Genomic DNA, 10,402 nt, shown 5'->3' with positions numbered 1-10,402 from the left:
GTCGTCCGTGAACAAAGCGATGTTTGTTTCGGTGCCGGGTATACCGGGCCCGTCAGCGTCTTGGGCTGCACCCAGCAGGTAGTTTGGCTCAGGCAGCGGCCATTTTATGCTGTGCTACGGGTAGCCAAGCCGCAAGCAGGGCGCGCAAAAGGGCGGTCAGCCATGCGACGAGTAGCCTCAGATTATGCCCGGCGGCCACCAGGATGGCGTTGATGGCATCGCCGGTGGCACCGGCGAGGTGATTTCGTTCAAGTAGGCCATCGGATTTGGTGTGGCCGATGATCGGCTCAATAGCATTTCGTCGCCGCAGTTCGCGTTTGATCGTGGGTGAGGCGATGCCGCGGGTATGGGCGATATAGACTTTGGCCTTTCCGCTATGCTTGTGCCCCTTGTAGCCGCGGTCGACATAGGCCCGCTCGACAGTGATGCCGGTCAGGCGCTCGACCTGTGCGATCTGTCCACTCAGGGTATGGCCGTCGTACGGATTGCCGGGCAGCGCCTGCATCCCGACGATGAACTGCCCGCCGGCGGTGCGCGCGTTGGTAACCGCGATCGATGTCTTCACGCCGAACTCGTAGCGGGTCCTCGCCTTGCCCTTGGCGATGCATTCCACCTCGGGGGCGTGCAAGGCATAAAGCTTGTCGGTGCTGCCAGCCTTCTGGGTGAGGATCTTTGCCACCCGCTCGCGGGTGACGGCGAAGGCGGCCTCGAGCTCCTCATTGCCGGCGATCTTGCGGCCGATGTCGCGGTCAAGCCGGCCGAGCCAGGTGCGCAAGCGGCGCACCCAGCGCATCGCCTGCTTGTGCCCACGACCGTGGATCAGCCGCGAGACATCACGCCGCGCCTGGCGCCCGACGCGCAGGAATGACTGGCGCAGCTTGATCCCGTGTTTCCTGGCCAAACGGTTCAGCCATTCAATGCCGCGCATCAACAGGTGACTGTCGGTGGGGTGGGCGATCGCTTTGGTCTGCACGGTCGTATCCACTGTCACCCGTTCGCACGCCTGCGGCGTCACCGCATTGGTCGCCATCGCCACACGCAGCGTCTCGGCAAGCAGCAGCTCAAGCTGGTCCGCGCCGATCCGCCCACGCCACCGCGTCATCGAGGATCGATCAAGCGGCAGCTTGTGGCGGAAGTACTGCTCGCCGCAGAAGAACTGGTAATACGGATTCTCGACCCACCGGGCGCAAACGGCCTCGTCCGACAGGCCCTCCATGTGCTTGAGCAGATGCAGGCCCGCCATCAACCGGGTCGACAAGCCAGGGCGGCCCTTCTCATCATAGAACCGGCCGTACGCCGCATCGAACCGCGACCAGTCGATCAGCCGCGCCAATTTCACCAGCGCGTGCTCCATGTCGATCATGTTGTCGAGCTGGCTGCGAAACAGCTCATCGCTGCGCGGAGCGGGCTTCTTCGGCGGCATCGGCAAACCTCGTCGTGTCAATCAGCGCACTGAATCACGACCCGATTTGCGAGGGAAGCCCCCTCGTGCACCGGCGCCCACAATCGCAAGCTTTTTGCCCGATTTCCCCAGAACCTTGCAAATTCGAATACTTCAAATCCGCCAAAACCCACGCATTCCCGCGGGATTCAGAGTTCTTCACGGGCGACGAGATGGACTGGTCCGAAATCGACCTCAATGCGCGTCGATGGACCCTGCCGGCTGATCGGGCAAAAAATGATCAGGAGCACGTCATACCGTTGACGAAACTTGCGCTGGCAGAACTTCAGCTTCTGGGCCCGAAGCGCAAGGGCCTCGTGTTCACCACCACGGGCACAACCCCGGTATCGGGCTTCTTCAAGGGTCGCTTGGTGCTTCATAAGGACATGATCGCATATCTGAAAGCGAAGCAGATCGAAGAAGGTGGAGACCCCGACAAAGTGGAGGTTCCGAACTGGCGGCTGCACGATATTCGCAGAACCGGCGCAACCCATCTCCAGTCGCTGAGGGTCCCCGTCGAGGTGACAGAAAGCGTGCTCAACCATATCAGCGGAACAAGGGCAGGGGTCGCGGGAATATACAACCGCTACAGATATGACGATGAGAAGCGCACCGCTCTCGATGCTTGGGACGCGAAGCTGCGGTCCCTCCTGTCGACATAGGCCAATGAGACGCAGCGTCTGATTCCAGGCTATGTTTGCTGCGCCTCTTGGCCCGTGATGCACGCAGCGGACTAGCACGGCGGTGCTACAAAAGCAGCACCGCAAGCAACGTCGACAAATGTCAACAGATAGACGATCGGGAGATCGGTTGAGTGGCTGGGTTATGCCATTCGAACGAGGAGATTGAAGCAGCTGTTGCTCAAGCGGAAACGCTGGGCTGCCCGGTTCGCACGTGAACTCGACACGCTGGTGCGCCTCTATGGCAAACCGGCTTGTAGCGTCAGCGATAACGGAACGGAGTTTACGAGCCCAGCGATCCTGAGGTGGGCGAGCGAGAACCGGGTTGGGTGGCACTAGGGATAAGAGTGAAGGCCTTTGACGAGCCCGATATCCAACCAGTTTCGTAACATGCCTCCCACAGTAGCCGCAGCTAACTGTGCTCCGGCATCTACACTCAGGTCATTGCATACGTCGCCAAAGGTCGCGCCTCGACGCATCTTGTCTACCGACAGCCCTTCTCTTTCATGGAAAAGCGCGAACACCGGTTGTTCCTTTTCGCGCCAGGCAATAAGCCATTTCGGCTCGGTCAACTGCACGATCTCCGCCGATGACGTCGATTCGGCTAATGTTTCCCAAAGTTTGCGCAAGTCGAATTCGACCGGTCGGAGGGTCATCCCTGAAATAAACTCGAAGCGAAGATTTTCCCATTGCGCGTCATCGAAATTGGTCGTGGCGGAAGCAAAGTCGGCCAATGTCAAAGGGGCATCATCAGCTGCAGTGAAGATCTCGTGCATCGCCCATTCCAGCCATGCAACTTCCTCGACATCAGGATCATTGGTAAACAGTTCAGCGCAAACCTCTGAAAAACCTTTGCCGACAAGATCGATTGTCCATCTCGTCGGTGGATTTGTGATCAAATGATGAGCGGCGGCCTGAATGAAGGCATCGTCCCCAACCAGCCTGGAGGTGCGTTCAAATATGCTCCGCATGACATCGATGAGCCGTGATCGATAGGCGTTGCGATAAACGTCGATACCGGCGGCCCGCCGCTCATCCCATCCCGATGGCAAGGGGGCTTCATCGTCCAAGAGGCAGGCGAGAAAGGCGGCTTGAGTGCGCAAGAGCTGCGTCATGCTGCCACCTTTGCGCGCGATGCGCCGGCAATGATGCGCGCGCGATCAAGTTCGGCCAGCAGATCAGATAGCGGCGGAATGGCATCATCCCGCTCGATCATCACGGCAACATCACCGAGTTGACCAATTGCCTCGGCGTAAAGCCGCCAGACATTATCACAAACCGGACGATCATGTGTGTCGATAATTATTTCCCCTGGCGTATGGCCTGCCAGATGAATTTGCCGAACCCGTTCGGCAGCTATTCCGGCCAGATAGGTGGTAGGATCGAAGCCGTGGTTGCAGGCACTGACATAGATGTTGTTGATGTCGAGGAGGAGATAACAACCGGTGCGCCTGCTCATCTCGTCGAGGAATTCCCATTCCGCCATCTCGTCTTCCGGAAAGGTCAGATAGCTCGAAGGATTTTCAAAAAGCATCGCCCGACCAAGGACTTCCTGTGCGAGATCGATATTGTCGCATACGATGTCGATCGCTGCGCGGGTTAGCGGAAGCGGCAGCAGGTCGTGACTGTTGTGTGCGCTTGTTCTAGTCCAGCAAAGATGATCGGAGACCCACACAGGATCAATCCGATCTGCGAGCTCCTTAAGCCGGATCAGGTGATCACGATCCAGTCCATGGGCCGATCCAATGGACATGGAAACACCGTGGAGAATGACGGGCAGTTTTGCGCGCACCTGTTCAAGCACGCGAAGCGGGCGGCCGCCATCGATCATGAAGTTTTCAGAAATGACTTCGACAAAGTCAACACCGACCTCGCCGTCGAGAAAATCCCGATAATGGTCTCGGCGCAGGCCGAGGCCGAACCCGCCGAATGCGGAGATATGTGGCATTGCAGGAATCCTAATGCATGAATTGGTCCGGCGGGCGAGGGGTTAGGGGGAATTGCCCGCCGGACCAGGACACGATCAGCCGAGGTCGCCGATCGTACCACCCTTGGAGAGACACTGGCCTGCCTTCATCGCCTTGAAGCCATGGCCCTTGCAGGCGTTTTGGCCCTTGCACTCATGCTCGGCAGTGGCGCAATCGGAGTTGCCCTTGCAGCTATGGAGGCCGTAGCAATGAACGGTATCGTCGGCATTAAGGGCACGCCCGTTGCTTCCGGTCGGCGCATCAGCCGCGAAAGCCGAGAACGAAGACAGCGCAATAGCCGCAGCAGTTGCAGCGATGGTGGCAGTCGCTCGGGTTACCTTGATCATCTCATCGATTCCTTCTGTAACGTTGGTGCAGAATTGCACGACCGCTGTTTCGGGCTCACGGACTGCGTTGTTACACTGAGCAGAATTTTTTTGGCCTGTAACGGCGGCGCACGAACCGGCGAAAGGTGGGCAGGTGCCGTTCCGAGGTGGGACGGCACCGACTTATAGGAACTTGGAGCCAATACCATGAAGATTGCCACAATCGCCCGCATCACCGGAATCGCTGTCAGCGCAGCTTTGGCTGCCGGTGTCACCTCAGCCCCGGCTTCCGCGCAAAAGGCAGAAATGGAAAAGTGCTACGGTATCGCCAAGGCTGGACAGAACGATTGCTCGGCGGGACCTGGCACGAGCTGCGCCGGCACTTCGACCCGTGATTACCAGGGCAATGCATGGAAGCTCGTCAAAAAGGGTTCTTGCGAGAAAATCAAGACGCCTAAGGGCAACGGCTCGCTGAAGCCAATCAATCGCTGATGCCAGAACCGGTCAGGACCAAGCAATGCGTTTGATCAACTTTTGGAACGATCGGATCGTGGCAGTCCTTGCGTCACGATGGGCAGAGGGGGCGGCATTGCTGCTTCTCAGGATTGCACTTGCCGGGATTTTCTGGCGATCCGGCCGCAGCAAGGTGAGTGAGGGAAGTCTCATTGAGATCAGCGATTCAACCCGCTATCTATTCGAGAATGACTATGCTGGCGTTCCTTTGCCACCAGAGATTGCGGCGCCACTTGCGACGGCAAGTGAGCATCTGTTTCCAGCGCTGCTTGTGATCGGGTTGACAACCCGTCTATCGGCTGCCGCTTTGCTTTCGATCACCATTGTCATCCAGGTATTCGTTTATCCTGAGGCTTGGTGGACAACGCACATCTTGTGGGCGGCAATGGCTATCATTCTGATCGTGCGTGGCGGAGGTATGCTATCAATCGACATGTTGGTGGGCCGCCTGACGAGAGCGGATGAATGAGAGGCTGCCAATCAGCGAGACAGTGAAAACTGTGTAGAGCAGGTGGTGCCCTGACCGAACGGCGTTGGCTTAGTCGTCGATCGTCGCAGGGCGCCACTCCTGCTCGTACTGTATATCCCACTGTTACATCGGGTTCACTGACCGAAGGCTGTGTGGTCGGAACGCCCGATTCAAGCTGGCTGACGATTTCGCCGCATTCGTGTGTGCCGATCAAGAGTTGTTAGTGGCTTTGGCCAGAACTCGCGCGATCCCTGCTGGGTTGCGCTGCAGGGGAAACCTGTGTGTGCCGTGCTCATTTATCATTGACGGCTGAGCTACATGTAACCTTAAGGTCATGCACCGCGAACCGGGTATTATGACACGTCAAACACAGCGTATCTTCCTCATAGTTGCACTATTTTTAGCCATGCTGCTGCCTCTTGAAGCCGCGTATGCGGTAACTGGCTGCAGGACAATGACTGTGGCAAGCGAAGGCAATTTTGACTGCGGTAAATGCGGGGATGACGATCAGAAATATTGTCAGACGTATTGTCTTGCATTTTGTCAGGCTCTTCCCGCTGACCGGATATTTGATACAGTAGAAACATATTTCTCGTCGATCAGGTATCAAACTTTTTTAGTCGTGCTTTTGCCAATGTCAGGATTTGAGCCAGAGCCACCACCACCCCGAAATCTCCACTGAGTTATTGGATCAATTTAACTTAATGGAGATTATATCATGAAGAAGTCCCTTATTGCCGTGATTGTGCTTCTTGGTTCTAGTTCGGCTGCCTTCGCCGCTGCGCCGGATCAGGTTGTGTCAGCCGCCTTGTCTTGCTGTGACCTGGTGCTTGATTGCTGCGATGCAGCCATGAGCTGCTGCCCGTAGGAGATTGCCCCAAGTATTAAGTTGGGCGTCCGGTCGATGGCCGGGCGCCCGCATCATTTTGGCGGCGACCTGTTCCTGGAGTGTCGCAGATCGTTTTGGTCGAAAAGTTTCCGCTCTTGGGGCTCCGCGCCGAAGCGAGCATTCGGGCGACCGATATTCATCCGACCCCTTGCAAATGAGTGAGTGAGTAACCATTTTTTATATCTGAGGGATATTGAGATGGCTAGACCTAGAAGCGAAGATCGGGAGCACCGCATATTGGCAGCGGCAGCCATTTTGGTTGCGCAGCACGGGGTTGGCGCGGCGACTGCGCAGATCGCCAAGCAGGCTGGTGTGCCGCATGGTTCAATATTCACATATTTTGAAACAAAAGCGGAATTGCTCAATCGGACATATCTAGCTCTGAAGGCCGAGCTCACAGACACGGTAATCGAGGCGGTCGCAACTGAGCAAGTGCAGCAGGCGCAGTTGCGGCGATTATGGGAAAGTTGGATTTCTTGGGGCGTCCATTATCCTGTAAAGCGCCGCGCACTGGGCCAACTCTCAGTTTCAGACCAGATTACGCCGGAAACCCGTGCCATTTCCTATGCTGCTGCTAAGCCATTGGTCGATCTCATTCACCAGGTTTCTGCGGGCGGGTCTCTTCGCGATCTTCCGAAGCCATACGTGGCCTCATTGGTCGAAACAATGGTCACGATAACGATCGAACACATGTCCGATAACCCTGTTCAAGCAGCCGCAATCAGTGCTTCAGGTTTTGAAGCCATGTGGAAGGCGCTGACTTGACGCAATTATGGCGCTTATTTAATGAGTGAGTAGTCACGTATTAATGGAGATTTTTGATGTCAAAAGTTTGGCTTGTGACTGGTAGCGGAAGTGGTCTCGGGCGCGCGATAGCAGAGGCCGCGTTAGAAGAGGGGAACCGGGTCGTCGCCACGGCACGCGATACCGAACAGCTAAATATTCTGGCTGAACGATATGGTGCACTCCTTCGCGTTGCGCGGTTGGATGTAACCGACGAGGAGCAAGCTGAAGCAGCTGTAAATGCAGCGGTAGAAGGTTTCGGCCGTCTCGATGTTCTCGTCAACAACGCAGGCTACGGTGATTTTCGTCCCTTTGAGGAAATGCCGTCAACCGAATTCCGAAAGCTCATTGAAACATGCCTATTTGGAGTAGTGAATCTTACCCGCGCAGCTATTCCCGTCATGCGCAAGCAGCGACAAGGTCACATTCTTCAGATTTCTTCAATCGGGGGGCGCATCGGCTTTCCTGGCAATGCGGCATATTCGGCCGCAAAGTGGGGCGTCGGGGGCTTCACTGAAGCCGTAGCGCTTGAAGTCGCTCCGTTTGGCGTGAGGATGACAGCGTTGGAGCCTGGAGGAATGCGAACAAACTGGGGCAAGCGGGCAAGTTACTCAATGCATCCCATCATGCCTGAGTATGAGAACTCGGTCGGTGCGTTAGTGAGTCAGCTTGCAGGCCTCTGGGGCAATGAAACAGGCGATCCGGCCCGAGTAGCAGCTGTCATCCTGAGGCTTGCCGATGCAGAGGTTCTGCCGCCCCATTTGATTCTCGGTATCCATCCGGCGGGGGCCGCCTTGTCTGGGTAGGTATTGAGCGCTCTTTAGCGTGCTCTTGTGAGCGCGCTTAGGAGTGGTCGATGGGTCAGGTGACGGTGTTTTCGGGGCCAGAGCGGCGCCGACGGTGGAGCGAGGAAGAGCGGCTGCGGATCCTGTCCGAGGCTTTCGCGCCGAGCGCCTGCGTTGCCGAGGTGTGCCGACGGCACGATATTTCATCGGCGCTGATCTACACGTGGCGGCGCAAGCTGCGCGAGGCAGATGCGGCGCAGGAGGCCAGCGCGGCCGAGGCGTTGCCAGCGCCGGTGTTTGCCGAAGCTGTGCTGGACGAGGATGCGGTGGCAGTCAGCGCTGCCGAGCACCCCGCGATGATCATCGACCTGCCACGCGGGAAGCGGCTGAGCATTTATCCCGCGGCGTCGCCAGCGCTGGTTGCGGCTGCCCTGAAGGCGCTGCGGTGATCCCTCCCGGCGCCCGTGTGTGGATCGCGCTCGGCCACACGGATATGAGGAAGGGCATGCAGGGCCTGGCGCTGCTGGTCCAGCAAGGGCTCAAGCGTAATCCGCATTGCGGCGATCTGTTCGTATTCCGCGGCCGCGCAGGCTCGCTGGTCAAGATCATCTGGCACGACGGGATCGGCATGTCGCTTTACGCCAAGCGGCTCGAGAAGGGGCGGTTCATATGGCCTGCAGCGAGTGAGGGAACGGTGTCGCTGACCCCCTCGCAGCTGGCCTGCCTGCTGGAGGGGATCGACTGGCGCAACCCGCAGTATACGTGGCGGCCGCAGAGCGCAGGATAACCGGCAGATGCGGGCATTTTGGCCTTGCAGCAGAGGGTGGATGATGATTCACTCTCCTCCATGGAAGCCGTCATTTCGCCCCTTCCGGACGATGTCGAAGCGCTCAAGGCGCTGCTGGTTTCCGCGCTCCAGAAGGCTGACGAAGCAGAGGCCAAGCTCGCCAACGCCCATGCCCGCGAGAGCGCCATCGAGGCGCTGATCGCGCACCTCAAGCTGCAGATCGCCAAGTTGAAGCGCGAGCAGTATGGCCCCAGCGCCGAGCGTAGCCGCCGCCTGCTCGACCAGATGGAGCTGCAACTCGAAGAGCTCGAGGCTGACGCGGCCGAAGACGACCTGATCGCCGAGGCGGCGGCGGCTAAGACCACCACGGTCACCGCCTTCGAGCGCAAGCGGCCCGCAAGGAAGCCGTTCCCCGAGCACCTGCCGCGCGAGCGTGTCGTGGTGCCTGCGCCCTGTTCCTGCCCGGCCTGCGGCGGCGGTCGGCTCTCCAAGCTTGGCGAGGACGTCACCGAGACGCTCGAGGTGATCCCGCGCTCGTGGAAGGTGATCCAGACGGTGCGCGAGAAGTTTGCGTGCCGGGACTGCGAGAAGATCGCGCAGGCGCCGGCACCGTTCCACGTGGTTCCGCGCGGGTGGGCGGGCCCCAGCTTCCTCGCCATGCTCCTGTTCGAGAAGTATGGGCAGCATCAGCCCCTCAACCGTCAGGCCGAGCGGTTCGCCCGCGAAGGCGTGCCGCTCAGCCTCTCGACCCTTGCCGATCAGGTTGGCGCTGCGGCGCACGCGCTGATGCCGATCTACAAGCTCATCGAGGCGCACGTTCTCGCCGCAACCCGTATCCACGGCGACGATACGACGGTGCCGGTCATGGCCAGAGGCAAGACCGATACGGCCCGATTATGGGTCTACGTCCGCGATGATCGCCCCTTTGCTGGGGCCGATCCACCCGCCGCTCTGTTCCACTACTCGCGCGACCGGCGCGGCGAGCACCCGCAAGCTCATCTCGCGCCATGGTCCGGCATCCTGCAGGCCGATGCCTATAGCGGCTACAACGAGCTCTACCGCGAAGGACGCAACCCCGGTCCCGTGCTCGAGGCGGGCTGCTTTGCCCATGCCAGGCGCAAGTTCTTCGAGCTCGCCGATGTCGTCAGCTCGGCCCGCAAGAAGAGCCGCGGCCAGCGCAGCAGCATGGTCTATCCGATCGCGCTGGAAGCCGTGCAACGTCTCGATGCCCTGTTCGACATCGAGCGCGGCATCAACGGCAAGAGCCCCGCCGAGCGGCTTGCCACCCGCCAGGAACTCAGCGCGCAGCTGATGGCCGACCTGCACGCTTGGCTCACCGAGCAGGTCGCCAAGCTGTCGCGCGGCCATGATCTGACCAAGGCCTGCCTCTACATGCTGAAGCGCTGGGATGCGTTCACCCGGTTCCTCGACAATGGGCGCATCTGCTTGACGAACAACGCTGCCGAACGCGCCCTTCGCTGCATCCCGCTCGGTCGCAAGGCATGGCTGTTCTGCGGATCTGATCGCGGCGGCCAGCGTGCCGCCATCATCTACACCCTGATCCAGACCGCGAAGCTCAACGATGTCGATCCGCAGGCTTGGCTCGCCGATGTCTTCGCCCGCATTGCGGACCACCCCGCCACCCGGCTCGATCAGTTGCTGCCTTGGAACTGGGCGCCGCTCCCCGACGCAATCGCCGCCTAACCTCTCTTATTCATGAGGGTGCGTTTGCAGGCTACCCGGCGCCGGCGGTGCCGCTGGC

General features: G+C 59.1%; 13 protein-coding genes and 1 pseudogene. 10 read left to right on the top strand and 4 right to left on the bottom strand.

Annotation, left to right across the window (positions count from 1 at the left end; translation table 11 throughout):
- Positions 1-88: 88 nt before the first annotated feature.
- The gene (locus BZF57_RS20070; protein WP_086741116.1) at positions 89-1,423 is read right to left on the bottom strand and encodes an IS5 family transposase; all 1,335 of its coding nucleotides are present in this window, start codon (positions 1,421-1,423) and stop codon (positions 89-91) included.
- 191 nt (positions 1,424-1,614) lie between these two features.
- On the opposite strand from BZF57_RS20070, the gene BZF57_RS20065 reads away from it, so the two are divergent.
- Both BZF57_RS20065 and BZF57_RS21030 read left to right on the top strand, forming a co-directional pair.
- On the top strand, positions 1,615-2,103 hold the full coding sequence (locus tag BZF57_RS20065; RefSeq protein ID WP_086741113.1) for a tyrosine-type recombinase/integrase: 489 nt from the start codon (positions 1,615-1,617) through the stop codon (positions 2,101-2,103).
- Between the two features lie 219 nt (positions 2,104-2,322).
- Positions 2,323-2,457 (top strand): annotated as a pseudogene (locus BZF57_RS21030) (IS3 family transposase); the annotation flags it as partial.
- On the opposite strand, the gene BZF57_RS20060 reads toward BZF57_RS21030, so the two are convergent.
- The 3 genes from BZF57_RS20060 to bufA2 all read right to left on the bottom strand — a co-directional run bounded on the left by BZF57_RS20060 (position 2,457) and on the right by bufA2 (position 4,435).
- On the bottom strand, positions 2,457-3,236 hold the full coding sequence (locus tag BZF57_RS20060) for an HvfC/BufC N-terminal domain-containing protein (protein ID WP_086741110.1): 780 nt from the start codon (positions 3,234-3,236) through the stop codon (positions 2,457-2,459). The pseudogene BZF57_RS21030 and the gene BZF57_RS20060 overlap by 1 nt on opposite strands.
- The gene (gene bufB, locus BZF57_RS20055; RefSeq protein ID WP_086741107.1) at positions 3,233-4,069 is read right to left on the bottom strand and encodes an MNIO family bufferin maturase; all 837 of its coding nucleotides are present in this window, start codon (positions 4,067-4,069) and stop codon (positions 3,233-3,235) included. The genes BZF57_RS20060 and bufB overlap by 4 nt, the downstream gene beginning before the upstream one ends.
- 75 nt (positions 4,070-4,144) lie before the next feature.
- Positions 4,145-4,435, bottom strand: coding sequence for a BufA2 family periplasmic bufferin-type metallophore (gene bufA2 / locus BZF57_RS20050; RefSeq protein WP_086741105.1), 291 nt, complete (start codon positions 4,433-4,435; stop codon positions 4,145-4,147).
- 186 nt (positions 4,436-4,621) lie between these two features.
- On the opposite strand from bufA2, the gene BZF57_RS20045 reads away from it, so the two are divergent.
- The 8 genes from BZF57_RS20045 (at position 4,622) to tnpC (ending at position 10,344) form a co-directional block, all read left to right on the top strand.
- Positions 4,622-4,906, top strand: a complete 285-nt coding sequence (locus BZF57_RS20045) for a BufA1 family periplasmic bufferin-type metallophore (RefSeq protein WP_086741102.1) — start codon at positions 4,622-4,624, stop codon at positions 4,904-4,906.
- A 25-nt stretch (positions 4,907-4,931) separates the two neighbouring features.
- Positions 4,932-5,396, top strand: a complete 465-nt coding sequence (locus tag BZF57_RS20040; protein WP_086741099.1) for a DoxX family protein — start codon at positions 4,932-4,934, stop codon at positions 5,394-5,396.
- A 334-nt stretch (positions 5,397-5,730) separates the two neighbouring features.
- Positions 5,731-6,078, top strand: a complete 348-nt coding sequence (locus BZF57_RS21025; RefSeq protein ID WP_143738600.1) for a hypothetical protein — start codon at positions 5,731-5,733, stop codon at positions 6,076-6,078.
- Positions 6,079-6,522: 444 nt separating this feature from the next.
- Positions 6,523-7,050, top strand: coding sequence for a TetR/AcrR family transcriptional regulator (locus BZF57_RS20035; protein ID WP_162291056.1), 528 nt, complete (start codon positions 6,523-6,525; stop codon positions 7,048-7,050).
- A 56-nt stretch (positions 7,051-7,106) separates the two neighbouring features.
- Positions 7,107-7,874: an SDR family NAD(P)-dependent oxidoreductase gene (locus BZF57_RS20030; protein ID WP_086741095.1), complete on the top strand. Its 768-nt coding sequence runs from the start codon at positions 7,107-7,109 to the stop codon at positions 7,872-7,874.
- Between the two features lie 50 nt (positions 7,875-7,924).
- Entirely contained in the window at positions 7,925-8,302 is a 378-nt protein-coding gene (gene tnpA / locus BZF57_RS20025; protein WP_072678280.1) for an IS66-like element accessory protein TnpA, read from the top strand.
- On the top strand, positions 8,299-8,640 hold the full coding sequence (gene tnpB, locus BZF57_RS20020) for an IS66 family insertion sequence element accessory protein TnpB (protein ID WP_240506054.1): 342 nt from the start codon (positions 8,299-8,301) through the stop codon (positions 8,638-8,640). The genes tnpA and tnpB overlap by 4 nt, the downstream gene beginning before the upstream one ends.
- 60 nt (positions 8,641-8,700) lie before the next feature.
- On the top strand, positions 8,701-10,344 hold the full coding sequence (gene tnpC / locus BZF57_RS20015) for an IS66 family transposase (protein WP_086740883.1): 1,644 nt from the start codon (positions 8,701-8,703) through the stop codon (positions 10,342-10,344).
- The last annotated feature ends 58 nt before the right edge of the window (positions 10,345-10,402 follow it).

Origin of the sequence: Erythrobacter colymbi, assembly GCF_002155685.1 — a bacterium.
In the GTDB taxonomy this organism is placed as follows: domain Bacteria; phylum Pseudomonadota; class Alphaproteobacteria; order Sphingomonadales; family Sphingomonadaceae; genus Erythrobacter; species Erythrobacter colymbi.
The sequence above is the reverse complement of the archived record's forward strand: the minus strand, read 5'-3'. Positions and strand labels throughout refer to the sequence as shown.

Coding starts and splice junctions, on each gene's coding strand:
- BZF57_RS20070 (WP_086741116.1), bottom strand. CDS start 1,423: ATGCCGCCGAAGAAGCCCGCTCCGCGCAGCGATGAGCTGTTTCGCAGC.
- BZF57_RS20065 (WP_086741113.1), top strand. CDS start 1,615: ATGGACTGGTCCGAAATCGACCTCAATGCGCGTCGATGGACCCTGCCG.
- BZF57_RS20060 (WP_086741110.1), bottom strand. CDS start 3,236: ATGACGCAGCTCTTGCGCACTCAAGCCGCCTTTCTCGCCTGCCTCTTG.
- bufB (WP_086741107.1), bottom strand. CDS start 4,069: ATGCCACATATCTCCGCATTCGGCGGGTTCGGCCTCGGCCTGCGCCGA.
- bufA2 (WP_086741105.1), bottom strand. CDS start 4,435: ATGATCAAGGTAACCCGAGCGACTGCCACCATCGCTGCAACTGCTGCG.
- BZF57_RS20045 (WP_086741102.1), top strand. CDS start 4,622: ATGAAGATTGCCACAATCGCCCGCATCACCGGAATCGCTGTCAGCGCA.
- BZF57_RS20040 (WP_086741099.1), top strand. CDS start 4,932: ATGCGTTTGATCAACTTTTGGAACGATCGGATCGTGGCAGTCCTTGCG.
- BZF57_RS21025 (WP_143738600.1), top strand. CDS start 5,731: ATGCACCGCGAACCGGGTATTATGACACGTCAAACACAGCGTATCTTC.
- BZF57_RS20030 (WP_086741095.1), top strand. CDS start 7,107: ATGTCAAAAGTTTGGCTTGTGACTGGTAGCGGAAGTGGTCTCGGGCGC.
- tnpA (WP_072678280.1), top strand. CDS start 7,925: ATGGGTCAGGTGACGGTGTTTTCGGGGCCAGAGCGGCGCCGACGGTGG.
- tnpC (WP_086740883.1), top strand. CDS start 8,701: ATGGAAGCCGTCATTTCGCCCCTTCCGGACGATGTCGAAGCGCTCAAG.